This window comes from Bacillus sp. SG20033 (assembly GCF_044570195.1).
Lineage (GTDB): Bacteria > Bacillota > Bacilli > Bacillales > Bacillaceae > Bacillus > Bacillus subtilis.
In genome coordinates, this window is sequence record NZ_CP172606.1 from 2,304,931 (window position 1) to 2,330,153 (window position 25,223).

Here is a 25,223-nt window from a genome sequence, read left to right on the forward strand (position 1 = left end):
ATATGATTAGTATATTTATTGCAGAAGATCAGCAAATGCTGCTGGGCGCTTTAGGATCACTTCTAAACCTCGAAGACGATATGGAAGTCGTAGGCAAAGGTACAACCGGCCAAGATGCTGTTGATTTTGTCAAAAAACGCCAGCCTGATGTATGTATTATGGACATTGAAATGCCCGGAAAAACAGGGCTTGAAGCTGCTGAGGAGCTAAAAGATACAGGCTGCAAAATTATCATCTTAACCACTTTCGCCAGACCCGGTTACTTTCAGAGAGCTATTAAAGCTGGCGTTAAAGGCTATTTGTTAAAAGACAGTCCGAGTGAAGAGCTGGCCAACGCCATCCGTAGCGTCATGAACGGAAAACGCATCTATGCACCTGAGCTGATGGAGGACTTATACAGCGAAGCTAACCCTCTTACAGATAGAGAAAAAGAAGTGCTTGAACTTGTGGCTGACGGTAAAAACACAAAAGAAATCGCTCAGGAACTCAGCATCAAAAGCGGGACGGTGCGGAATTATATCTCAATGATTCTAGAAAAGCTTGAAGTGAAAAATCGAATTGAAGCCATTACCCGGTCAAAGGAAAAAGGCTGGTTTAAATAAAAAAGGATCTTGGCATCTGCCAGGATCCTTTTTTTAACCTGAAATTCCCGTTTGAGAACCTCGCCGCAACCAGAAGAATTAAACTGATCCATATCCTCGCTCCTATGCCCGCTGAACGATTGCTTGGTTAACAGCCCAATAAAAGACTGGATTGAATGATATCCCTGTTAAAATGGTCGGCCATTGCACATCAGCAGAATTTCTGATATTGATTATATTGTATTTTCAGTATGACAAAGTTGTGCCACTTCGCTCCCGAAGCTGCCATGCCCAACTGCAAGAGCCTAATAACACAATAAAAAACCGTCTGAAATCAATCCGATTCCGTCAATGGCATCTGCTACATCCAACTGCTTATTATCTGCCAAAAAAGATACAACACCAGCTCGTTTCGCTGATCAAAGATAGTAACAACCAGCTATAAATGTCATGATGCCGAATGTCTCTGTAATGTGGAATCAATCTTTTAACCCGAGAGCCCCTGAATCGCACATAAAGAGAAAAACGGGACCACTTTCTTTTATCAGCATATGATATAAACAGCTCTAAGCAGAACGAAAAAAAGACACAAGCCAAAAGCTCATGTCTTTTACCACAATCTATATTATTAGTTTAAGATTTTAACATTTACAGTTTTGACGCCCCAATTAGATGCATCACTTTTACTTGGTACAAATACGTCGATTTTATTTCCTTTAATAGCGCCGCCAGTGTCTCCTGCTGTTGCTTCCCCGTAGCCTTCAACATAGACTTTAGAACCTAGCGGAATCACATTAGGATCAACCGCAATAACTTTCGCGTTCGGGTTCTTATTTAAGTCAATGCCTGTAGCTGTAACGCCGGAAATGCCGCCGTCGTTAGCAGTGTAAGCAGTAGCAGTAACTGTTAGTTCTTTTGAAGCTTCTTGATTATTTGTATTTGATTGAACAGCCTTCTCTTCTGTGTTAACAGAAGTTTCTGCCTCAGCTTTTGTTTCTTGTTTAGGTTGCTGTTGTACAGCTTCTTGTTTAGGTTGCTCCTTTTGCACAGCCTCTTGTTTTGGCGCAGCTTGAGGTGCGTTTGTTTGCGCATTCTCAGTAGCTGTGTTTGCTGCTGTTGCCTGACCTTTTACTGAAAGAGTTGATCCAGCATAGATCATGTCAGAGCTTAAGTTATTCCAAACTTTCAGGTTGTTGACTGACGTTCCGAATTTTTGAGCAATCTTAGAAAGCGTATCTCCCGCTTTAATTGTATATTGCCCAGTCGTGGTTGTTTCTTCTGAAGAAATGGTCAGTTTTTCTCCTGCAATGATTTTATCAGAAGTTAACTTGTTCCATTCTTTTAAGTCCTTTAGGTTCACTCCATTTTTCTGAGAGATTCCCCAGAGCGTATCACCCTTTTGCACCGTAATTTCTTTTGCAGAAGCGTGAGCTCCGAATGCAGTTGTTGAAAGTGCAGCAACTGCCACAAAGGACATAATCGTCTTCTTCATAAGTAAATCCTCCCTTGTTAGCTTTTTATTGGCGGCTAACAGGTGATATCGTAACACACGTAAATGTCAAATCAATAACAAAAAGATATGATTTAGATTACAGTTCCTTTACATGAAGGATTTCTCTCTGATGGAAAGACTTGCTGAACCCTTGATATAATAGGCTTCGCAGGTCTTTTTATTTTGAGGCGAAACAGAGAAAATAAAATGTGTTTTTTATAGAAAAAAAGATTGTTTTTCTGTTTTTTTAGTCTGTCATCCTTGCATAAGCTTGTATTTCTTGTAAAAAAAGCCGGCCGTATTTTGCTCTTTTTTGTTCTCCGACTCCTTTTATAGACAAAAGTTCATCATCATTTACGGGCTGTTTTCCTGACATTTCTTTTAACGTTTGGTCAGAGAAAACAACAAATGGCGGAACACCCTGCTCAGCCGCAATTTCTTTCCGAACCATGCGCAATCGTTCAAATAGCTCGTCATTTTCAGTAATCGCTGCCGCTTTTAACGCTTCTTTTCTCGCTACTGATAATTCTCCTTTCAGCACATTCCTTCCTTTACTGCTGACAAAAAGAGTCGGAAACGTTCCGTCTGACATCCTGATGAAGTCGTCAGAAATAAGAAATTCGATAAAATCGCTGATTTCGCCAACGGATTGGTGTTTTAATATCCCGTATGTTGAAAGGTCTGAAAAGCCGTTTTCAAGAACTTTTTTATTTTTGGAGCCGGCAAGCACCTGGGCAACCATCGTCTTGCCAAACCGTTCTTTCATGCGAATGATACAAGATAAGACCATTTGCGCCTCCCGCGTCACGTCATGGGCCGCTCTTGTATCGGTACAGTTTCCGCACTGTCCGCACGCATCAGGCTCCTTTTCTCCGAAATACATAAGGATAAAACGCTGCAGACAATCTTCCGTATGGCAGTAGTCGACCATTTGTCTCAGCTTTTTTAAATCCTGCTTTTGTTTCTCTTCATGTTCTGATTGCTCAATTAAGAAGCGCTGTACCATAATATCCTGCGGTGAAAACAGGAGAACACATTCACTGGCAAGACCGTCCCGTCCAGCTCGTCCTGCCTCTTGATAATAGCTTTCCATATCTTTCGGAATTTGTGCATGCAGAACAAATCTGATATTTGATTTATCAATACCCATTCCAAAAGCAGAGGTTGCCACCATCACTTGAAGCTCATCATTAAGAAACCTTTCCTGCTGCTCTTTTCTCACATCATCAGCCAAACCTCCGTGATACCGGCCTGCCCTGACTTGATTTCGTTTCAATCTCTCATATATCCGATCAGCTTCTTTTCTGGTCGCGGTATAGACAATTCCTGCTTCATGCCTGTTGTTTTGCACATATTCGTCTATAAACCGATCTTTATTTTCTCCTTTTACTACTTTAAAGGTTAAATTCTCTCGGGAAAATCCGGTATATACCGTGTTTTCTTTTTGAATATGCAGCTGTTTGCAAATATCATCATGAACCTCGGGTGTGGCTGTTGCTGTTAACGCCATGATGACAGGCTTGTCGTGTAATTCACGGAACAAGATTTCAATATTCCTGTAGCTTGGCCTGAAATCATGGCCCCATTGAGAAATACAGTGCGCCTCGTCTATTGCGACCAAAGGAACATCTATGCCCTGCAAAATCCGGATAAACTCTGTGGACGTTAGTCGCTCTGGTGTAATGTAAAAAAGCTTATAAGCCCCTTCTTTGAGTCCGTTCAGCCTCTCATATATTTCCTGATTGGATTGTGTGCTGTTAATGTAGGCGGCGTTAATCCCCGCTTCTTCTAACGCATCAACTTGATCCTTCATCAAGGAAATCAACGGTGATATGACGATCGTCGTCCCTTCAAACATTAATGCCGGAATTTGATAGCAAATCGATTTGCCGCCTCCCGTCGGCATAATGCAGGCCGTATTTTGCCTCGCTTCCGTCACCAAGCTGATCGCTTCATCTTGGCCGCTCCGAAACTTCTCATAACCAAAATAATGAGCCAGAAGGGATTGGGCTCTATGTAACATAACGTGTAAACCTCGCTTTTCCTTGAATTTCTCCCATCATATCATAAAAAAGCGGCCTTCATTTCTTTCACACAAAAATGGAATATTCACTATACCAAACCTTTTTAGATAAAATAAAAAGCCATTTCCGAAAAGGAAATGGCTTTCGCTACGTCTTGCCGTATGCAAGTAAGAAAGTTTTAAACCACCACTCCTCAAAGTGGGTGTTTGCAGAAACGTTCCTGTCGTCCTCTGCAATGGAGGCATGACATTCCGGCTTCGATATAAAACTCCCTATTACAGCTTAAAGGTTAAAACTTAATTAACAATACGCACAAAGTAGCTTCTTTAATATAGTACACCATCAGGCGCTTTTAATCAAGAGGTCAGAACAATTGTTTAGAAAAACTTTTTCCAGCCATTAAAAATGTTTTTTCGCTATTATATCCAAAGATTCGACAAATCAAAAAATATATTACAATAAAAAAACAGCCTTTTTTCGCTAAGAGGATTCATCACTTTCTTCTATATAATATGTATACAAAAAAACTCCTATCGCAATGATAGGAGTTTTTGTTCATTAGAATTTTGCAGCAAGATCTTTTGCTTCTTGTAAACCTTTTTCAACGATTTCTTGCGCTTGATCAGGTGCTGCGTTATGTCCTTCGATGACAACTGTGTGCAAGTCTTGAACACCCCAGAAACCAAGAACTGTTTTCATGAAGTTTAATGACATTTCAAGTGCAGCCATTGGTCCTTCTGAGTAGACACCGCCGCGAGCGTTAAGAAGCGCAACTTTTTTGCCTCCCATTAAACCGACTGGTCCTTCTTGTGTGTATTTGAATGTAACGCCTGCGCGAGACAGATAATCAACATAAGTATGAAGCACTGCTGGCACTGTGAAGTTCCAAAGCGGGAATGCGAAAACAACTTTGTCAGCTTTTACAAACTGGTTCAGATATTTGTCAGCAATTGCTGCTTGTTTTTTCTCATCTTCTGTCATTTCCATTCCTTGACCTGCTTTAAATGTTCCGTTAATCATATCTCTGCCAAGGTAAGGAAGGTTTTCCTTATGAAGATCTAATTCAACCACTTCATCATTAGGGTTGTTTTCTTTATAAGCAGCTAAGAAAGCTTCGTAAAGTTTAGTTGAAACGCCTTCTTCAGCTGTACGGTCGCTTGATTTTACAAATAAAACTGTAGACATTTGTATTCCTCCCGGTAAACTTTTTATATTTACTTACAAATAGTATGTTACTTTCTTTTTTACGCAAAGTCAATCACTTTATTTTGAATATGAGATTTTTTTTCAAAAAAAAGCAAGTACATCTAATATCGGTGTACTTGCTTGCCATTTTTACTTCGAATCTTGTTCACGATCTAAGATTTCATACGTCTGCGAGCTTTTTTGATCAATTGTTTCTTTGTTGGATAAGTCTTTTACCTGTTCATGAAACTCTCTTTCATAAGAAGGAGCATCTGTCTCCAGATCATCCTCCACATCAGCTTGGGCCTCAACTGTCATTCTTGCATAAGGAACAGCTTCAAGTCTTTCGTAAGGAATCTCTTGGCCGGTTTTTTCACACACGCCGTAAGTTCCGTCTTTCATCTTTTGTAATGCACGGTTGACCTCCTCTAACAGCTCCCGGTCAATCTCTTTCACTGTTTGGTCTGTCATCCGGTCTGTGACGAGCGTCCCGTGGTCTGCCATATGGTTGTCAACCCCGTTGGAAAGCTCCCCTACTTCTTCCGTCATTGATTCTGTTTCCTTTTTCTCGCCAGACAATTCTTTTTGCATATCGAGCAATTTATGATAGAGATGCTGTGTTTGTTCTTTTGTCAGTGCCATGTATATCCTCTCCTTTCTATCCTGTTTCCCGTTTTGCCTTCTGTCAAACATGGGAACATCGATGGAAAGATGAGCTACTGCCTTTTTGAACGGATCGTGACCGCTGGCGTCGATGGTGCTTCGGGTTTTCGTTGGCACTTTTTGTCCTTCTCTTCTGGCGGTATATAATAGGTTGCGCCTATATTTAATCTGCCGCTCAGTTCATCAATGGTCAGCTCGCCGAATTCAAGATGATAGTCAATTTTTTCGACATTCAGCGTTTCAATATGTATATAGGTTTCTTCAGACTCCTGTTTGCTGCTTTGTTTTTGTTTCTCAATCACTGAGAGTCTTTCTTCACATTCACGCAGTTTGTCAAGTTCTGGTTTCAAGCAATGCCTGATCAGCGACCGGAACATTTTTTTCATGACATCACGACCCTTTGCATACTCCTCTTTCGTCTACATATATAATGAGGTATATCCCATAGAAAGGAGAGGTTTTCATGCTTCCAACTAACATCAATATTTCTCATCTCAAGACTAACTCGATAGGCACCGGCTCATCCCTTACCTTTGGTTCTGCGGAGTTAAGGAACAGGTGCTCTGCTATCAAAAGAAATAACGGTTTTGGGGAACAAAATGCAGATGTTATTGTTATGGTCATTCCGATTGAATCAATTGATGACCGTGATGGGGCAGATGCACTCAGTATGAAAATCAATCATCAATAAAAATGGTTTTCGCTTGACCTTCGTCTTTTTGAATAGTGATGTATAGGATTCCGTCTTTAAAAATGGCATTCATCTTTCCATGAAGATGGTCGGAAAGCGGAATTTTCTTTTCAAAACTTCCGTATTTCCCTTCTTTTTGGCGAAAGTCCTGTTCATTAAAATAGGAAAAGCGCTGCCCCTTCACCACTAAATAATCTCCGTACGATAATATGTGAACGTCTTGTTTACGGTAGCCTGGAAGATAAATTAAAAACTGCACTTCCGTAACGGTATCTACAATATCCATGCTCGGAAATGAAGCATCTCCTTTCCCTCGCTGATCTTGCTGCGAAAACGGAAACGGAGATTGGCCATTTGTCATAAAAGGGGTTTTTTGGTCTTCATCAAATACCTGTTTCCAAAAGTCACCGCCGTACATCTGCTGTGCGAATTCCATCCACTGCTTCATCTTTTCAAAATCCATTTGAAGCCCCCTGTCTTAACATACTTTATAACCGCCAGCATACAACTATAGAAAGGAGGTTTGCCTGTGGTTCAACCAACTCCGTATATCAATATTAATATTTTCATGCTGAAAATTAATTCCTTTGAAAATGCTTCAGCGGTTAACGTAGGACAAAATTTATTGGCAGAATGGCAAAATTCAGATAAAAAAAATCAAGGCTACGGACAGAATTTTGGAGATGCGAGCGGATTTATGGGCACGAGAAGCCATGTGGATGACAGAGACCAAATTGATTCTCCGGCCTCTTTTGAAAGCGAAGCGGTTAACTCCTCAATCAAAAGGAAGTGATGAGATGTTCTTTTCTCCCTCCGTCGTGAATGTCGGCGGATTTAAAATCAATACGATGGACCGTGGTTCCTCTTTAACACTCGGTCCGTATCAACAGGTCGATTACTTTTTATCAGCTAAAATAAATCAAGGGTTTGGAGAAGAAAATGGCGACTTTACTCCTCTTGTCGTACCGATTTCAAATGTATTAGATGCAGATCTTGTTGATTCGAACTCAGCGAAAAACAGTGTGGTGTAATAAGAACAGGGCGCACATGCCCTGTTCTTTTTTTATATATAAAAAAAAGCCTAACCATTTTTTGAACGGCTGGCTCATCAAATATTCAGCTGCACAAATGCTTTGTCAGCACCGCCTGAACCTCGCTTAAATCGGTGTCTTTCGCAAATTCTAATTCGAACGTTTTGCTTCTTGTCATCAATAAAAGCCCAGTGTCCGGATCAAACATTCCCGCTTCTTGGATGGCAAAGCTTTCAATTGTTTTATATGGAAGAAATACACGAACCTTCTTTTTGGAAAACATTTTATTGTCAAAGAAAATGATCCGCTTATTTGTAAAGCAAATTTGGTCCACTCGGAGCTTATAAATCGATTCTATTCTTTCCCCTTCAACGAGCAAAGCCTCAAGCTTCTTTGCGTCCGTTGATCTGCTAACAGAAAAAATACCCAATGAAGAACCCCTCTTTCTGCATTTATCTATTTGTTTTATCATTCACTACATAAAAATAAGTCCTTTATCCCTATATAAGAATACGACATAGAAGACATTTAAACCATTACGAACAGATTACATTTTTCAAATTTTTGATTTGTTTTTTGGCTTTTAAGCTGTTGTCATCAAGTAATACGCACATATAGAGAAAAAAGTTTCAATATTCAGCAATGTTTTTATAAAAAAGCGGTTTTTAATGATTTTTTTAATTTTGTTTTATATTTCCTGTTTTAACCACAAAAAAACCGCAGCTGAGCTGCGGATTATGTATCGATATTTTAACAAAATCTGTTTGATGCTTCAAGGAAGCATTACATCTCTTCGAAGTATTCTTTATAATAGCCGCCGACTTTATTCGTATTGTCGACCACAAAGAGAAACTCCTCTGTTTCATTTTTTACTTCATATTCTTTTCCCGGCGTTAAAACGCGGTTTACGATATATTTTTTTGCGTTTGTCTGCACACACTTTACTTTTTTAATTGTTTCTTTTTCAAGCCAATTTTTATGAATCATGATGAAATCTCCTTTTCTTATCTATAGACTTATTGTAGCTTTTTTCTTTTGTAAATTGCAATATCGGTTATTCATTGATTTTGCCTTGATTTCTATTATAGAATGTTTGTATACGCTTACGTTTGAAGCAACTATCACAGCTTATTTCTGCTATTCAATCCAGGAATCAATGTGCTATCACCAAGAATCTCAGAACAGACCATAAAAAATGACTGGAGGTTTGTTACGGATGAGTTCTTTAACGATGCAAGTGACGAAAAGGCTGGAGACATTTTTACAGGGAACAAAGAAGCTTTATATTGACGGAAAGTTTGTTCCGAGTGCCTCAGGGGCAACCTTTGACACTCCAAACCCGGCGACCGGCGAAACCTTGATGACGCTGTATGAAGCCCAGGCTGCGGATGTGGACAAAGCTGTTAAAGCTGCCCGGAAAGCCTTTGACCAAGGTGAATGGAGAACAATGTCTCCAGCTTCGAGAAGCAGACTGATGTATAAGCTGGCAGACTTAATGGAAGAGCATAAAACTGAGCTTGCTCAGCTTGAAACACTTGATAATGGGAAACCGATCAATGAAACGACTAATGGAGATATTCCGCTGGCTATTGAGCATATGCGCTATTACGCCGGCTGGTGTACAAAAATAACAGGACAGACGATTCCGGTTTCCGGCGCTTATTTTAATTATACGCGTCATGAGCCTGTCGGTGTCGTCGGCCAGATCATTCCATGGAATTTCCCGCTCCTGATGGCGATGTGGAAAATGGGCGCGGCACTTGCAACAGGCTGTACAATCGTCCTCAAACCGGCTGAACAAACACCGCTTTCAGCTCTTTATTTGGCAGAATTAATTGACCAAGCCGGTTTCCCTGCCGGTGTAATCAACATCATCCCAGGATTCGGTGAAGATGCGGGAGAAGCGCTGACGAACCACGAAGCGGTTGATAAAATTGCCTTTACCGGTTCCACTGAAATCGGAAAGAAAATCATGTCCACCGCAGCGAAAAGCATTAAGCGTGTTACATTGGAGCTGGGCGGAAAATCGCCTAATATTCTTCTGCCGGATGCGAATTTGAAAAAAGCCATCCCGGGCGCTTTAAACGGTGTGATGTTTAACCAGGGTCAAGTCTGCTGTGCGGGCTCACGTGTCTTCATTCATAAAGACCAATATGATGAAGTTGTTGATGAAATGGCATCCTATGCTGAGTCACTCCGCCAAGGAGCGGGACTTCATAAAGATACTCAAATCGGGCCTCTCGTAAGCAAGGAACAGCATGAGCGCGTTCTTTCCTATATTCAAAAAGGAAAAGATGAAGGAGCAAAAGCAGTGACCGGCGGAAGCTGTCCTTTTGAAGCAGGATATTTTGTCGCACCGACTGTGTTTGCGAATGTTGAAGACGAAATGACCATCGCAAAAGAAGAAATTTTCGGACCCGTGCTGACTGCAATTCCGTACGAAACAGTCGATGAAGTTATTGAACGGGCAAACCATTCAGAATATGGGCTTGCAGCCGGACTATGGACAGAGAACGTCAAGCAGGCTCACTATATCGCGGACCGTCTTCAAGCCGGAACCGTTTGGGTCAACTGCTATAATGTGTTTGACGCGGCGTCTCCATTTGGCGGTTATAAACAGTCAGGACTCGGACGAGAAATGGGATCATATGCCTTGGATAATTACACAGAAGTCAAAAGTGTATGGATAAACCTTGAAGACTAACATGTATGTTTAAAAAACTGCTGCCTGCCAGCAGTTTTTTTCTTTCTGTAATGGCAGTAAAAGACGCTGAATATATATGCTTCTGAAGGAGTTGAGCGTGATGGGCACACTTCAGGAGAAAGTGAGGCGTTTTCAAAAGAAAACCATTACGGAGTTAAGAAACATGCAAAATGCTGATGGTTCATGGACATTTTGCTTTGAAGGACCAATCATGACAAATTCCTTTTTTATTTTGCTCCTTACCTCACTAGATGAAGGCGAAAATGAAAAAGAACTGATATCATCCCTTGCAGCCGGCATTCATACAAAACAGCAGCCAGATGGCACATTTATCAACTATCCCGATGAAACGCGCGGAAATCTAACGGCTACCGTCCAAGGATATGTCGGGATGCTGGCTTCAGGATGTTTTCACAGATCTGAGCCGCACATGAAGAAAGCTGAACAATTTATCATCTCACATGGCGGTTTGAGACATGTTCATTTTATGACAAAATGGATGCTTGCCGCGAACGGGCTTTATCCTTGGCCTGCTTTGTATTTACCATTATCACTCATGGCGCTCCCCCCAACATTGCCGATTCATTTCTATCAGTTCAGCTCATATGCCCGTATTCATTTTGCTCCTATGGCTGTAACACTCAATCAGCGATTTTTCCTTATTAACCGCAATATTTCATCTCTTCACCATCTCGATCCGCACATGACAAAAAATCCTTTCACTTGGCTTCGGTCTGATGCTTTCGAAGAAAGAGATCTCACGTCTATTTTGTCACATTGGAAACGCGTTTTTCATGCACCATTTGCTTTTCAGCAGCTGGGCCTACAGACAGCTAAAACGTATATGCTGGACCGGATTGAAAAAGATGGAACATTATACAGCTATGCGAGCGCAACCATATATATGGTTTACAGCCTTCTGTCACTTGGTGTGTCACGCTATTCTCCTGTTATCAGGAGGGCGATTACCGGCATTAAATCACTGGTGACTAAATGCAACGGGGTTCCTTATCTGGAAAACTCTACTTCAACTGTTTGGGATACAGCTCTAATCAGCTATGCCCTACAAAAAAATGGTGTGACCGAAACGGATGGCTCTGTTACAAAAGCAGCCGACTTTTTGCTAGAACGCCAGCATACCAAAACAGCAGATTGGTCTGTCAAAAATCCAAATTCAGTTCCTGGCGGCTGGGGGTTTTCAAACATTAATACAAATAACCCTGACTGTGACGACACTGCAGCCGTTTTAAAGGCGATTCCCCGCAATCATTCTCCTGCAGCATGGGAGCGGGGGGTATCTTGGCTTTTATCGATGCAAAACAATGACGGCGGATTTTCTGCTTTCGAAAAAAACGTGAACCATCCGCTGATCCGCCTGCTGCCGCTTGAATCCGCCGAGGACGCTGCAGTTGACCCTTCAACCGCCGACCTCACCGGACGTGTACTGCACTTTTTAGGCGAGAAAGTTGGCTTCACAAAAAAACATCAACATATTCAACGCGCTGTGAAGTGGCTTTTCGAACATCAGGAACAAAATGGGTCGTGGTACGGCAGATGGGGTGTTTGCTACATTTACGGCACTTGGGCTGCTCTTACTGGTATGCATGCATGTGGGGTTGACCGAAAGCATCCCGGTATACAAAAGGCTCTTCGTTGGCTCAAATCCATACAAAATGATGACGGAAGCTGGGGAGAATCCTGCAAAAGCGCCGAAATCAAAACATATGTACCGCTTCATAGAGGAACCATTGTACAAACGGCCTGGGCTTTAGACGCTTTGCTCACATATGAAAATTCCGAACACCCGTCAGTTGTGAAAGGCATGCAATACCTTACCGACAGCAGTTCGCATAGCGCCGATAGCCTCGCGTATCCAGCAGGGATCGGATTGCCAAAGCAATTTTATATTCGCTATCACAGTTATCCATATGTATTCTCTTTGCTGGCTGTCGGGAAGTATTTAGATTCTATTGAAAAGGAGACAGCAAATGAAACGTGAATCTTATCAAACGGAGATGTTCAATTGGTGTGAAGCCCTGAAAGATCAGATTCAAAAGCGAGGTCAGCTTGACCAGTTTGAAGATCAAATCGACAAGATGATTGAGGCTCTGGAAGATGACCAAACAACAGAAGAAGATTGGTATAAACAGGCCGCTGCCCTTTATCGGGATATTACAGAATCAGATGATACAAGTGAAAGACGCGCATATGTCCCTATAGGGAAACACGTGCTGCCAAAGCTTCCTTACAAATACTCCGCCTTAGAACCTTATATTTCACGCGATATTATGGTCCTTCATCATACAAAACATCATCAAAGCTATGTCGATGGCCTGAACAAAGCAGAATCAGAGCTTAAAAAAGCGAGAGCAACAAAGAATTATGACTTAATCACTCATTGGGAAAGAGAGCTTGCGTTCCATGGAGCAGGCCATTATTTGCACAGTATTTTTTGGTTTTCTATGCATCCAAACGGAAAACGGCGTCCTACAGGGGCATTGTTCCAAATGATAGACCTTTCATTTGGAAGCTATTCCGCTTTTAAAGAACATTTTACCCAGGCCGCTAAAAAAGTGGAAGGCGTCGGCTGGGCCATTCTGGTCTGGGCACCTCGATCAGGACGGCTGGAGATTTTAACGGCAGAAAAACACCAGCTCTTCAGCCAATGGGATGTGATCCCCCTTTTACCGCTTGACGTATGGGAGCATGCCTACTATTTGCAATATAAAAATGACCGGGCCAGCTATGTCGACCACTGGTGGAATGTCGTGGATTGGCGCGAGGCAGAAAAACGTTTTGAGCAGGCAAAAGAAGTCGTTTGGAAGCTCTATTAAAAAAGCCCCCTTCCCCGGGGGCTTCGTGTTTTAAAAAATCCCTACCACATGCAAAAACACAATGATAATGGCAACAGGAGATAAATATCGAATGAGCAGCAGCCAAACCGCAAACCACTTTCGTTTGAGATTGGAACCGCTTTTCAGCTCGTCAAACAAATCCTGTTTCGGTATTTTTAGCGGGACAAAAATAGAAATCAGTAACGCACCTAACGGCATTAAAATATTGCTCACAAGATAGTCAGCCGCATCAAAAATAGACAGATGAAATATAGAGACGTCACTTAAGACACCGTATGATAATGCAGACGGCACACCGACAATAAAAATAGCAATTCCGCCTAACCAAGCGAATCGTTTTCTCTTATTGACATCGCCTTTCGAAAGTACTGCGACCAAAATTTCCAGCATTGAAAAAGCAGATGTCAATGCAGCAAATAAAAATAGAAGTAAAAATGCTAATAAAAAGATAATTCCGAACGGCATTTGATTAAACACAGTCGGCAGCACGTTAAATAACAGAACCGGGCCTTGGTCTGGTTTGAGGCCGAATGAAAAGACAGCTGGAAAAATCGCAATTCCGGCCATTACAGCAACAAGCATGTTCATAACAGTTACAGATACAGCGGACTGTACCAGATTTTCCTGTTTCTCTAAATAAGCGCTATACGTTACCATGACAGATACACCGACACTTAATAAGAAAAAGGATTGTCCCATTGCATATAAAATGGTATTGGCATCAATTGCAGTTAAATCAGGCATCAGGAAAAATTTGATTCCTTCCATCGCGCCATCAAGTGTAACCGAACGCACCATTAAAATGATGAATAATAGAAAAAGCGCCGGCATTAATACTTGGCTTGCTTTTTCAATTCCGCTGCTTACCCCTTTTGCAACAACTAAAATTGTTACCACCATAAAGAGCAGCTGGCCTCCTACAGCCAAATAAGGATTTGAAATGGTACTTGCAAATATCGTATCAAAACCAGATGTTTGCGATAAACCGCCAGTGAAGCCTTTTATAATATAAATTAAAATCCATCCGCCTACGACACTGTAGAAAGATAGAAGAATAAAGCACGTCACCATGCCTAAATAACCGATCCAATGCCACTTCGTTCCTGGAGCAAGTGTTTTATAGGACTGAACGGCATCTTTCTGTGTTCTTCTGCCTATGATGAATTCACCTAACAATAAAGGCAGTCCGATTAAAACCGTAAATAAAATAAAAATAAGTAAAAATGCGCCTCCTCCGCTGGTTCCGGCAACATATGGGAATTTCCATATCGCACCAAGCCCGATAGCTGATCCTGCCGCGGCTAAAATAAAGCCGAGCTTCGAAGACCATTGATTTGCTTCCTTCACCGTATCACTCCTATTTGATCTAACCATTATAAAGGTTCATTGTAAGAATATCTTCCTATATAGTCAAGAACATTTTAATTAGTTTACATCATATATCTATAGACATCTGCCAAAAACTAATATTGAATTATTCAGAAAATTATTTATAATAAGAGAATGTTATGAAATTTGTAAGAATTTCTGCTGAAGTTCTTGATAAGTGTGTTAGGAGTGTTTTTATGGACATCATTAGAAAAATAAGTCATTTTGCAGGACAAACCTTTGGCATATGGGTCATTGTTTTTGCAGTGCTGGGATTTTCTTTCCCATCTTTATTTACGTGGATCAGTTCTTATATTACGATTTTTCTCGGCGTTATCATGTTTGGGATGGGCCTTACACTGCAAGCCGATGATTTCAAAGAGCTGGTCAGAAAGCCTTGGCAAGTTATTATTGGAGTAATAGCTCAGTATACGATCATGCCGCTCGTTGCTTTCGGCCTCGCATTTGGGCTTCATCTTCCAGCTGAAATCGCAGTTGGTGTTATTCTTGTCGGCTGCTGTCCCGGGGGAACTGCATCTAATGTTATGACATTCTTAGCAAAAGGAAATACTGCCCTTTCTGTTGCGGTTACGACAATTTCTACCTTATTGGCACCTGTTGTAACACCGTTGTTGATTATGCTGTTTGCCAAAGAATGGCTTCCTGTCTCGCCGGGGTCTTTGTTTATCTCAATCTTACAGGCGGTTTTATTTCCGATCATTGCAGGTCTGATTGTCAAAATGTTTTTCAGAAAACAAGTGGCAAAAGCCGTACATGCCCTTCCGCTTGTTTCTGTCATTGGCATCGTTGCGATTGTCTCAGCTGTCGTCAGTGGCAATCGGGAAAATCTGCTTCAATCGGGGTTGCTCATTTTTTCAGTTGTTATCCTGCATAATGGTATCGGTTATTTACTTGGGTTTCTTTGTGCAAAGCTTTTAAAAATGGATTACCCGTCTCAAAAAGCGATTGCAATCGAAGTCGGCATGCAAAACTCCGGGCTTGGGGCTGCACTTGCCACGGCTCATTTCTCACCGCTATCTGCCGTACCAAGCGCAATATTCAGTGTGTGGCATAACCTTTCAGGTTCTATGCTTGCAACATATTGGTCAAAAAAAGTGAAAAAGAAACAAGCTGGATCCAAAAGCAGCAATCTATCATTTTAAATATGCATCAAAAAAGGTACATCACTTTATCGTGATGTACCCTTTTTTATTATCCTTCTAATAAAAGCTGTTCAGGATCTTCCAGTAAATTTTTGATTGTCACGAGGAAACCAACCGCTTCTTTACCGTCTACAATTCGGTGATCATAAGATAAAGCGATATACATCATCGGACGGTTTTCGAAACGCTCTTCATCAATGGCTACAGGGCGCAGCTGAATCTTATGCATGCCCAGTATACCGACTTGAGGGCTGTTTAAGATCGGAGTTGACATCAGTGAACCGAAAGTCCCTCCGTTGGTAATCGTGAAGGAACCTCCCTGAAGCTCGCTAAGGGTTAATTTATTGTTTCTTGCTTTTTTCGCAAGCTCGCCGATCTCTTTTTCGATTCCTGCAAATGTCAGGCGGTCCGCATCTCGTACTACCGGTACGACAAGGCCTTCATCAGCAGCAACAGCGATACCGATATCATAGAATTTCTTAACGATCAACTCATCGCCTTGAATTTCCGCGTTCAACAGCGGATATTTTTTCAATGCAGCCACGACCGCTTTCGTGAAGAAAGACATAAAGCCGAGTTTCACTTCATTTTGCTCAAAGAATTGATCTTTGCGGCGTTTTCTGAGATTCATGACAGCCGTCATGTCCACTTCATTAAATGTGGTCAGCATCGCTGATGTTTGCTGTACCTCTACAAGGCGTTTTGCAATCGTTTGTCTGCGGCGTGACATTTTTTGCACTTCAACAGGTTTGTCAAAGCTTTGCTGTGCTTTTTGAGCCTGAGGCTGCTGCTTTTGCTGAGGAGCCGGTTTTGATGCCGGTTTTTCGTACGCTTCGACATCCTGCTTGCGCACTCTTCCAAGCGGATCTCCAGTTGGAACTTGAGACAGGTCAATTCCTTTTTCTCTCGCCAGCTTACGGGCCGACGGAGAAGCGATCGTTCTTGATTTTGCTTCAGATTGTGTTTCCTCGCTCACCTCTTGTGCAGCTGGTTCAGCCTGTTTCTCTTCTTTCACGCTTTCCTTGCTTTCTGCTTTCTCTGTAGGAGCAGGGGCAGAACTTTCACCCGCGCCTTCTGAAATCGTACCGATAATTTCTCCGACCTGGACGGTATCACCCGAATCTTTCAATACCTCTTGAAGTACACCCGATTCTTCTGCTGTCAATTCAACATTCACTTTATCCGTTTCTAGTTCAAGCAGATATTCACCCTGTTCTACATAGTCACCAGGCTGCTTTAACCATTGGGCTATTGTTCCTTCTGAGATTGATTCTGCTAATTCAGGTACCTTAATTTCCGCCATTTTTTCATTTCCCCCTTAGTTTTTGCGAGTCAAGCTATCAGATACAATACGTTCCTGTTCTTTTTTATGAACTGTCGGATCTCCCTCTGCAGGGCTGGATCGTCTTCTTCGTCCAATATATTGAACGCTTACTCCCTCTGGTGCAATCTCTGTCAAATACGGGCTGATATAACCCCAAGCCCCCATGTTCTGCGGCTCTTCCTGCACCCAAACGATTTCTTTCAGGTTCGGAAGTTTTGCAAATAATTCTTTGACTCCTTTTGCCGGGAATGGATACAGCTGTTCAATTCTCGCAATGTGAAGCCACTCTTTACCGTCTTCTAACTTATTAAAATGATCACTGATGTCTATAGACACTTTACCGCTGGATAATACAAGTCTGGTTACTTTTTCATAGTCATGAGAAAGTCCCGACTGTTCATAAACAGGCTGGAAGCGGCTTTCGCTGAGCTCCTGCACTTCCGACACCGTATTTGGGTTGCGAAGAAGGCTCTTCGGCGTCATAATGACGAGCGGTCTGATTTCTTCACGAAGCAGCATTTTAGCCTGTCTTCTTAAAATATGGAAATACTGTGCCGCGCTTGTCAGGTTGGCAACCGTCCAGTTGTTTTCTGCTGCAAGCTGCAGGAATCGCTCGATTCTTCCGCTTGAGTGCTCAGGCCCCTGTCCCTCGTAACCGTGCGGAAGCAGCATGACTAATCCGGATTTTTGGCCCCATTTCGCGCGTCCGGCAGAAATAAATTGGTCAAAATACACTTGAGCAGCGTTGGCAAAATCTCCGTACTGCGCTTCCCACAAAACAAGCGTTTCCGGTGAATGCACGTTATAGCCGTATTCAAAACCGAGAACCGATCCTTCAGACAGCGGGCTGTTATGAACAGCAAATGATGTGCTGCAGTCAGATAAGTGATGAAGCGGCACAAATTCTTTGCCCGTCTCACTGTCATGAAGCACAAGGTTTCTTTGGGCGAACGTTCCGCGCTCGGAATCCTGTCCTGTTAAACGAATCGGTGTTCCGTCTTTCAAAATTGAAGCAAACGCGAGTGATTCTGCCAAAGACCATTCCACTTTTCTGTCATCATCGAACGCCTTGGCGCGTCTTTCTAAAATGCGTTTTAGCTTGCCGAAAACATTAAATGACTCCGGCCAGTTGATCAATTCGCCATTCAGCTTGCGGAGCACATCAAAATCAATCGAAGTGTCCACATCTGGGAAACCGTTTGATACAGGCTCTGGAAGTTCAATTTCACAGGCAGTGTGTTCCTTTTTAGACGGAACTTTCTGATATGCATCCTCAATGCGCTTCGTTACCGATTTTTCGATGTTTTGAACGACTTCCTCGGTAAGCACGCCTTCTTTTACCAGCTTTTCAGCGAAAATTTGTTTGACTGTCGGATGCTTTCTGACAGCATCATACAGCATTGGCTGAGTGGTTGACGGTTCATCCATTTCGTTGTGTCCATAGCGTCTGTACCCGATCAAATCAATCAGAAAATCCTTGTTGAATGTTTTTCGGTATTCGACCGCAAACTTAACAGCTGAGAGACAAGCTTCAGGATCGTCCGCATTCACGTGAACAATCGGAATTTCATAACCCTTGGCCAGGTCACTGGCATATTTTGTCGATCTGGATTCAGCGCTTTCTGTTGTGAATCCGATCATGTTATTGGCGATAATATGAATCGCACCGCCTACTTGATACCCTTTTAAAGAGCTTAAATTCAATGTTTCAGCTACAATTCCTTCCCCAGGGAATGCAGCATCTCCATGGATTAAAATGGCCAGCGATTTTGTTTCATCTTGTACCGGGTATCCGCTTTGTGTTCGCGTTTCCTGTGCCGCTCTTGTGCTGCCTTCAACAATCGGATTGATAAATTCCAAGTGGCTCGGGTTGTTCGCTAACGTAATGCGCGCTGATTTTGTTTCAGCGTCTTGAAGCTCCCGATTCGCCCCCAAATGGTATTTGACATCCCCTGTCCATCCGTAGCTGATTCCAATGGATCCCTCAGACGGTACAAGATCTTTGTTCGGCGCATGCTGGAATTCAGAGAAGATGATTTCATACGGTTTGCCGAGCACATGTGCCAAGACATTCAGGCGTCCCCTGTGCGCCATCCCGATGTTGACACTTGTCGTGCCTGATTTGACAGATTGTGCAATAATGTCATCAAGCACTGGAACAAGAGCGTCTAGACCCTCAATGGAAAAGCGCTTCTGCCCGACGAATGTGCGGTGCAAAAACTGCTCAAAGCCCTCTACTTCTGTCAATCTTTCCAGCACAGCTGACAGCTTTTCAGCTGAGTTCTTCTGGAACAGCTCGCCAGATTCAATCTTTCTTGTCAGCCACTCGCGCTCTTTGAAGTCATGCACATGGTCAAATTCAAATGAGATCGTTCTTTTATACGTATTTCGTAAATACTGAATGGCTTCTAAACCGTTCGAAATGTTTTTAGGAGCGTCTTTGCAGATGACAGACGCAGGTATTGCTTTTATTTCCTCTTCTGTTAGCCCGTAATCGGATAATGGAAAAAGTTCGCTCTTTTTCCCATCCTTTCTGAGCGGATTGACGGAAGCGTTCAAATGGCCATAGGTTCGGATATCTTCTGCAAGTCTGACTGCGGATGCGATCTTTTGAATCAGATCGGCTGTAACACGTCCCTTTTCTTTTGTTCCCGAGGCCTCTTTTATATCGCTTGGCGGAGCACCGAGCTCGTCGAACATTTCCTTCAAATCCGGGTCAATGCTGTCCGGATCCTGGGTATATTGATCGTAAAGCTCCAGCGCATAGCCGAGGTTCGGACCGTAAAAATCTTCCCAATTCATTCGTTGTTTCATACTATTTTGAAACATTTGAATATTACCCCCAACTTAGATAATCAAGTGATTGATTCACTATCTTGAAATAACTTTCGAACGCTGTGTCCAAAATTATGTAATAAAAACGCTTCCAACGATATTTTACCACTGTTTGCAATTTGATTCTACCTTGATTGTTCACAAAATAGTAAAAAACCTTTATAAAAAACAAAAAATTTAATCATTCGAAAAAACAAACGCCAAAAAGCATAGGATTAAGGGCTATCCTATGCTTTTATGAAGCAGTTTTTTCAGCAGCGGATACAAAACATCCGGTAGCTGATCAACATCCGGGACAAATATACTGAATTTTCCGTACATATCCTGAATCGTCTTCATTTGCGATTCTTCTATTTCTGAGTTGGAGAGAAAAACATTTATCACTTCTATTCCTCTTTTTCGGGCTTCGATAACCGCCTCACTTGTATCGACGATCCCATTTTGTTCGTAGCCAAATGCGGCCGGCTCTCCATCTGAGAAAACAATTAAGAACTTTTGCGCCTCGCTGCGATGCAGCATTTTTTTCGTCATCTGCCTAATTGCGTACCCGTCACGGTTATCTTCTTCTGGCTCAAGCTGCATAATGGCCGGTCCAGAATCTTGTCTTAATGATGATTGGAAGGGAATAACCGTATTGAAATAGTTTGGTTGGCTTGTTTCGGTTGCATCATTTGTGTCCTCCCAGAAACCGACAATCTGATGCGGAACCGCTACCGATTTCAGCGCTTCGTGAAACAGCACGATTCCTCGTTTTGTTTCGTCCATTTTGTCGAACATGCTGGCGGAACAATCGACCAGCAATGTAAAAACTGCGTCGATTTCTGTAGACGGTTCTTGCTTTTTGTAGAACAGGCGCGGATTTCGCTCAGTGAAGTAACGAAGAAGCTTATTATTCAGTCTCCCGGCATGAAGATCTGTTCTCGGCAATGTTTTTTTATGCTCCAGCGTTTTTTGAATCATTTGTTTCAAACGCTTTTGATACGATTCAATCGTTTTTGCCTGCTGTTTATAAGAAAGCTCCTCTTCACTAGTTGCCGGCTGCGGTTCTTTATAAATTGGAAATGCATATTTATTTTCTTTGCCGTCAGCCATACCCGCTCCGTTCGGCTGGTCTTTTTGGGACTCCAGCGCTTCCAGCTTGGAATAGTCTTTCCGTTTCGTTTGTCTGGCTGATCCTTGAACAGAGCCAAGGGCCTGATCTCCGTCGTCGCCTTCCCTTGAAGCATCTTTTCCTAAATCTGATTTTGCGCCGTGTTCAATATCAAATTGAAGGAAGCTTTTAGACGGTGCTTCAGTTTCCCGGTGCCATGTCGGCATTTCTTCTTCATGGATATCCTCATCACCGTCTGATTGTTTTGGAAGCGTGATGTCATCACTCAGCTTCGGCGCTTTTTTCTCTTCTTCAAATAACGGCTGTTCTGCAGCTTTTGCGTAATCAAGCTCAGGCAAAAAGAAGTAGGTGTTCAACATGTCTTTATCGAGCACTTCTTCAAGTCCGTCCATGAGGTCCTCAACAATTTTCAGAACCTGCCGTGTCGAATCTGCTTCATACACACGCAAGAGCTGCTGCTCAATAAACGGGCGCATCAGATCGATATCTTCACGTATGGATGGAAGGGTCTCGAGCGGCGATTCCGCTGTGAGCTTGACATAGATCGCGCAAAAGAGCGCATCGGTAAAAATGCTTCGTTCCAAATTTAAGGTCAGCTGGGTTGAGAAATGTTTTCTGTACATGTCTTTTCGCTTCGCAAATACATGTTTCGTACCCGGACGCTCACGTTTGATGCATTCTTCGATCCTAATGTCTTCAAGCAGCATAAAGAGCTGCTTGGCAAAACTTTTAAAGGTGAGATGACGATGGATATCATTCAAAAAGTTCGCAAACTCATGCAGCGAGCTATATCTTGTTCCGACTGAACGCAGGTAGACGTCGCTTTTCAGACCCGCTTCCATGTCCTCAGCTGCCCTGTCTTTCCAAAAGTGGCTCATATAGATTTTCTTTTCAAATGGATTGTAATAGGACTGAACGCCATACTCCACTTCTACCGCTTCACTCTTGGTGAGTGTTTTGGCCAAATCAGTCAGCATCATAAATAAAAATGAATCAATCGTGCTGTCGTTAAATTTGATAAATTTCATCGCAGCCCCCTCATTCAAACAGAGTTTCTGCAATATTTCGGACGGCCGCTTTTTCCCGATCATCATCAAGCTTTTCTACAATTCCCCGCTCAATGGCACGACGCGGCGGAATATAAGCAGCTAAATCACATGTATCGATTAAAGCTCTGATGGATGCCGCTTCTTCAGACACCTGTCCGTTATTGGCCTGAACGATCAAGTCAGAGGAAAGCGTGATAAATCTGTCAATCAATTTCTCGTCTTTCAAGGCTGACTGAGACATGAGCACTTGTTTCAGCAGATCGCCTTTAATATAAGGCACATCAATGATGACAAAACGGTTTTTCAACGCTTCATTCAGAGGAACAGTTCCGACATAACCTTCATTGATGGCTGCAATGACTCCGAAACCGCCTTTAGCCCGTATGACCTCGCCTGTAAACGGATTTGTCATCATTTTTCTGTAATCTAATACACCGTTTAAAATAGGCAGTGTTTCCGGCTTCGCCATATTGATTTCATCTATATAAAGAAAATGGCCTTCCTTCATTGCCTTTGTAACAGGTCCTGAAACAAACTCGATTGTCGCCTGGCCAGATTGATTTTCAATCGTTTTATAACCGACCAATGCCTCAGCGTCCAAGTCGACTGAACAGTTGACGCTGTGCATCGGTTTATGAAAATAGCTGGACAATGTTTCTGCCAACTTTGTTTTTCCTGAACCTGTAGGCCCTTTCAGCAGGACATTTTTTCCCATGGCTAATGCAATAATGGCGTCAAATAAAATGGCTTCATCCTCCGCCTCATAGCCTGATGTTCCTATAAGCGATTGAAACTCTGGGGAAATAGGCTGCTCTTTATATGATAAAAGCTTTTGTTGTATATCTTCCGGCAATGTTAAGTGCTGTAGTTGAGTTGTCATAGACAGATTCCCTTTCCTATTCATATTCCATTAACGAGTATACTAAAAAAGCCCCTGTATGCTCAATACAAAAGGGCTTGGATGATATTACTGCTTCTCGTTATTTCCCAATAGGGCTCCGCAGACAATACGCGCACCGGAATTGCCGCTTGGGTTTGTCAGATAATCGTCCGCTTGTTCATGAATAATAAATGCACTTCCGTCCTCGTCGAGAATATTTAGTTTACTTCCTTTTTTCAGTGAAGTGTCAGGCGCATTCATTATGACATCTACCTTTCCATCAGCACCGACTTCAAGGTTCGGCAGATCTCCGGCATGATGCCCCATCGGATTATTGAAGCCGTGTTCTTTGTTCATCGGATTAAAGGGACCGCCCGCTGATTCAAAATCCGGCATGACACAAGAACCTTTCTCATAAATATGAAAACCGAGAGAAGCACCTGGACGCAGGCTGTTTGCGGAAATATGAATATCGAGGCCTTCATCATCTGATTCTTTGATCTCTATAAAACCGACTGCTTTCCCTTCACGATTGACCAGCTGGACATGATGACCAAACGCTGACGTTTCAACCACTTTTTTTTCCGGCACCCGGTTAGGAGGGTCTGGAGGTTTTTTTTGTCCGCATCCGGCAACTCCCATTGCCGTCAGCATCATCAACAGCAAGAGACGGTGCATACTGTCTCCCCCTTGTTTTTTCTAACAGTGTGGTCAATCATTGTCTGGTATAAACAAAAAAGCCTATAAAAGGCTTTTTGTCATACTCATTTTTAAAAATAACTTCTTGCGCCCAAGTACCGCTGTTTCCAATAAGAATTGCTGAGATTGGAAATGTCGACGCCCGATGAGCTTGCATGAATAAAATCACCGCCGCCTAGATAAATCCCCATGTGAGACGGACCGGATTTATATGTGGTAAAGAAGACAAAGTCTCCTACTGACGGCTGGCTGACTTTCTGCATGACATTCCAATACCCTGCCGTACTCAATCTTGATATAGATGATACATTATTAATGAGGTAATAAATGAAGCCGCTGCAATCAAAACCGGCAGGCGTGTTTCCGCCCCATCGGTAAGGCACTCCGACATATTTTTTCGCTTCCGTTATCATTCTGTCAATCTTCGAACCTATTTGAATGTTTGACCCTGAGTTATCTTTTGGCTTTGTTGGCTTTGTCGGATTTGAAGGATTAGATTTTGATGCTCCCGAAATAGTCAGAACCTGCCCGATTTGCAACACATCCGATGATAAATTGTTTTTATCACGGATGCTTTGGACAGTGACTCCGAGCCGATTTGCAATTTTCCACAGCGAATCGCCTGCTTTTACCTTGTACGTCGTTGTTTTTGAGGGATTGGAGTTTGACGGCTTTTTGGAACCGCTGTTTCCGTTCTTAGGCGAACTGCTTCCTTTTATTTTGAGCACCTGTTTAGGATAAAGTGTATCTGATGTTAAGCCATTTAAAGTTTTTAATTCGGCTACAGTCATATTTAAGCTGTTTGCGATTTTCCACAGTGAGTCACCAAGCTTGACCGTATATGTACTTTTTGAAGAACCTGAAGAATTGGAACCGCTGTTTTTCTTTGATCCATTTGATCCGCTTGAACTGCTTGTCCCTTTGATCTTAAGCTTTTGCCCCGGACGAATCAGGTCACTGCTCAGGCTGTTTAAGCTTTTAAGCTCAGAAACACTCATTTTATGATTTTTAGCAATCATCCATAGGGAATCACCATATGCAACTGTGTATGTTGACGTTTTGCTTGAATTAGATGGGGATGTCGTGCTTTTTTTGCTGCTTTCAGGAACCTTAAGACTTTGTCCGACATAAAGCACCGTTGATTTCAATTTGTTTTCGGATTTCAGAGCTGATATTGTCGTATCATACTGGCGGGAAAGTTTCCAAAGAGAGTCACCGCTTTTTACTTTTATCGTTTTTGCTTCCGCGGGTGCTGCGGCCATCGACGACCCAACAACTGCAGAAACAGCCAAGCCGGCTACAATCTTCTTTTTCATTCATTCAACCTCCTAAACTGTTTTTTTGTAAAAACAGCTAGTATTTTGTTTCCAAAAATGGCACACAACTGTTTTATCGTCAATTTTTCAGCAAGTTAAACCCTTTTCAAACATTTGGCGCAGCATTTTCAGCATCGTTCGACCTTTAAACCTTCAAATAAACATCTAACATTTTACATAAGCACGATATGTTTTTCGAAAGTCTAAGGAACTATTTAAGTGAGGGTAAAAATGATGGTTTTCTATTGATGA

Annotated in this window: 23 protein-coding genes and 1 other RNA gene; 8 read left to right on the forward strand and 16 right to left on the reverse strand. The window is 42.3% G+C overall.

All coding sequences use genetic code 11. The features are described from left to right. Positions 1-2 precede the first annotated feature (2 nt). Positions 3-602: a two-component system response regulator DesR gene (gene desR / locus ACFVP7_RS11985; protein WP_004399356.1), complete on the forward strand. Its 600-nt coding sequence runs from the start codon at positions 3-5 to the stop codon at positions 600-602. A gap of 607 nt (positions 603-1,209) precedes the next feature. Here the strand turns inward: desR and ACFVP7_RS11990 are convergent. The 6 genes from ACFVP7_RS11990 to ACFVP7_RS12015 form a co-directional block, all read right to left on the reverse strand. Next, positions 1,210-2,073 carry a LysM peptidoglycan-binding and 3D domain-containing protein gene (locus tag ACFVP7_RS11990; RefSeq protein ID WP_021481459.1) on the reverse strand — a complete coding sequence of 288 codons (864 nt, stop codon included), beginning with the start codon at positions 2,071-2,073 and terminating at the stop codon, positions 1,210-1,212. Positions 2,074-2,320: 247 nt separating this feature from the next. Then, on the reverse strand, positions 2,321-4,096 hold the full coding sequence (gene recQ, locus ACFVP7_RS11995; RefSeq protein WP_163130792.1) for a DNA helicase RecQ: 1,776 nt from the start codon (positions 4,094-4,096) through the stop codon (positions 2,321-2,323). A 141-nt stretch (positions 4,097-4,237) separates the two neighbouring features. Then, positions 4,238-4,424, reverse strand: a non-coding RNA gene (gene ssrS / locus ACFVP7_RS12000) — 6S RNA. A gap of 231 nt (positions 4,425-4,655) precedes the next feature. Beyond that, complete coding sequence (azoJ, locus tag ACFVP7_RS12005) at positions 4,656-5,282, reverse strand: FMN-dependent NADH-azoreductase AzoJ (RefSeq protein WP_003231260.1); 627 nt, start codon at positions 5,280-5,282, stop codon at positions 4,656-4,658. Between the two features lie 150 nt (positions 5,283-5,432). After that, on the reverse strand, positions 5,433-5,924 hold the full coding sequence (locus tag ACFVP7_RS12010; protein WP_003231259.1) for a TraR/DksA family transcriptional regulator: 492 nt from the start codon (positions 5,922-5,924) through the stop codon (positions 5,433-5,435). A 74-nt stretch (positions 5,925-5,998) separates the two neighbouring features. Beyond that, the gene (locus ACFVP7_RS12015; RefSeq protein ID WP_014480020.1) at positions 5,999-6,331 is read right to left on the reverse strand and encodes a hypothetical protein; all 333 of its coding nucleotides are present in this window, start codon (positions 6,329-6,331) and stop codon (positions 5,999-6,001) included. Between the two features lie 77 nt (positions 6,332-6,408). Between ACFVP7_RS12015 and ACFVP7_RS12020 the strand changes: the two genes are divergently transcribed. Continuing rightward, a complete protein-coding gene (locus ACFVP7_RS12020; RefSeq protein ID WP_015383862.1) occupies positions 6,409-6,636 on the forward strand; it encodes a hypothetical protein in 228 nt (75 codons plus the stop codon). Here ACFVP7_RS12020 and yocM read toward each other — a convergent pair. After that, positions 6,623-7,099 (reverse strand): salt stress-responsive protein YocM, encoded by a 477-nt coding sequence (gene yocM, locus ACFVP7_RS12025; protein ID WP_396582177.1) that lies wholly within the window; start codon positions 7,097-7,099, stop codon positions 6,623-6,625. The two genes, ACFVP7_RS12020 and yocM, sit on opposite strands and share 14 nt — an antisense overlap. A gap of 66 nt (positions 7,100-7,165) precedes the next feature. Here yocM and ACFVP7_RS12030 point away from each other — a divergent pair, with 66 nt between their 5' ends. Together ACFVP7_RS12030 and ACFVP7_RS12035 are read left to right on the forward strand one after the other, a co-directional pair. Continuing rightward, complete coding sequence (locus ACFVP7_RS12030; RefSeq protein WP_004399338.1) at positions 7,166-7,429, forward strand: hypothetical protein; 264 nt, start codon at positions 7,166-7,168, stop codon at positions 7,427-7,429. Between the two features lie 4 nt (positions 7,430-7,433). Beyond that, positions 7,434-7,667 (forward strand): hypothetical protein, encoded by a 234-nt coding sequence (locus tag ACFVP7_RS12035; protein ID WP_003231251.1) that lies wholly within the window; start codon positions 7,434-7,436, stop codon positions 7,665-7,667. Positions 7,668-7,752: 85 nt separating this feature from the next. Here the strand turns inward: ACFVP7_RS12035 and ACFVP7_RS12040 are convergent, their stop codons facing one another. Next, a complete protein-coding gene (locus ACFVP7_RS12040; protein ID WP_003220141.1) occupies positions 7,753-8,097 on the reverse strand; it encodes a PH domain-containing protein in 345 nt (114 codons plus the stop codon). Between the two features lie 353 nt (positions 8,098-8,450). Next, positions 8,451-8,654: a DUF6501 family protein gene (locus tag ACFVP7_RS12045; RefSeq protein ID WP_003231245.1), complete on the reverse strand. Its 204-nt coding sequence runs from the start codon at positions 8,652-8,654 to the stop codon at positions 8,451-8,453. Positions 8,655-8,883: 229 nt separating this feature from the next. Here ACFVP7_RS12045 and dhaS point away from each other — a divergent pair, with 229 nt between their 5' ends. From dhaS to ACFVP7_RS12060, 3 genes are all read left to right on the forward strand, one after another. Further along, positions 8,884-10,371 (forward strand): aldehyde dehydrogenase DhaS, encoded by a 1,488-nt coding sequence (dhaS, locus tag ACFVP7_RS12050; protein WP_015714095.1) that lies wholly within the window; start codon positions 8,884-8,886, stop codon positions 10,369-10,371. A 100-nt stretch (positions 10,372-10,471) separates the two neighbouring features. After that, positions 10,472-12,370: a sporulenol synthase gene (gene sqhC / locus ACFVP7_RS12055; protein WP_396582179.1), complete on the forward strand. Its 1,899-nt coding sequence runs from the start codon at positions 10,472-10,474 to the stop codon at positions 12,368-12,370. Next, positions 12,360-13,205 carry a superoxide dismutase gene (locus ACFVP7_RS12060; protein ID WP_015251901.1) on the forward strand — a complete coding sequence of 282 codons (846 nt, stop codon included), beginning with the start codon at positions 12,360-12,362 and terminating at the stop codon, positions 13,203-13,205. The genes sqhC and ACFVP7_RS12060 overlap by 11 nt, the downstream gene beginning before the upstream one ends. A gap of 30 nt (positions 13,206-13,235) precedes the next feature. Here the strand turns inward: ACFVP7_RS12060 and ACFVP7_RS12065 are convergent, their stop codons facing one another. Next, entirely contained in the window at positions 13,236-14,573 is a 1,338-nt protein-coding gene (locus ACFVP7_RS12065) for a sodium-dependent transporter (protein WP_014480024.1), read from the reverse strand. 218 nt (positions 14,574-14,791) lie between these two features. Here ACFVP7_RS12065 and ACFVP7_RS12070 point away from each other — a divergent pair, with 218 nt between their 5' ends. Further along, positions 14,792-15,757, forward strand: a complete 966-nt coding sequence (locus ACFVP7_RS12070) for a bile acid:sodium symporter family protein (protein WP_396582181.1) — start codon at positions 14,792-14,794, stop codon at positions 15,755-15,757. A 49-nt stretch (positions 15,758-15,806) separates the two neighbouring features. Here ACFVP7_RS12070 and odhB read toward each other — a convergent pair whose 3' ends face one another. From odhB to cwlS, 6 genes are all read right to left on the reverse strand, one after another. Beyond that, the gene (gene odhB / locus ACFVP7_RS12075; RefSeq protein ID WP_396582183.1) at positions 15,807-17,060 is read right to left on the reverse strand and encodes a 2-oxoglutarate dehydrogenase complex dihydrolipoyllysine-residue succinyltransferase; all 1,254 of its coding nucleotides are present in this window, start codon (positions 17,058-17,060) and stop codon (positions 15,807-15,809) included. A gap of 15 nt (positions 17,061-17,075) precedes the next feature. Further along, positions 17,076-19,910, reverse strand: coding sequence for a 2-oxoglutarate dehydrogenase E1 component (sucA, locus tag ACFVP7_RS12080; RefSeq protein WP_396582185.1), 2,835 nt, complete (start codon positions 19,908-19,910; stop codon positions 17,076-17,078). A 228-nt stretch (positions 19,911-20,138) separates the two neighbouring features. Then, on the reverse strand, positions 20,139-22,055 hold the full coding sequence (locus tag ACFVP7_RS12085; RefSeq protein WP_396582187.1) for a VWA domain-containing protein: 1,917 nt from the start codon (positions 22,053-22,055) through the stop codon (positions 20,139-20,141). A 10-nt stretch (positions 22,056-22,065) separates the two neighbouring features. Continuing rightward, complete coding sequence (locus tag ACFVP7_RS12090; RefSeq protein ID WP_396582189.1) at positions 22,066-22,980, reverse strand: AAA family ATPase; 915 nt, start codon at positions 22,978-22,980, stop codon at positions 22,066-22,068. A 63-nt stretch (positions 22,981-23,043) separates the two neighbouring features. Then, positions 23,044-23,634: a superoxide dismutase family protein gene (locus ACFVP7_RS12095; RefSeq protein WP_396582191.1), complete on the reverse strand. Its 591-nt coding sequence runs from the start codon at positions 23,632-23,634 to the stop codon at positions 23,044-23,046. A gap of 92 nt (positions 23,635-23,726) precedes the next feature. Beyond that, on the reverse strand, positions 23,727-24,971 hold the full coding sequence (gene cwlS, locus ACFVP7_RS12100) for a D-gamma-glutamyl-meso-diaminopimelic acid endopeptidase CwlS (RefSeq protein ID WP_004399265.1): 1,245 nt from the start codon (positions 24,969-24,971) through the stop codon (positions 23,727-23,729). Between the last annotated feature and the right edge of the window lie 252 nt (positions 24,972-25,223).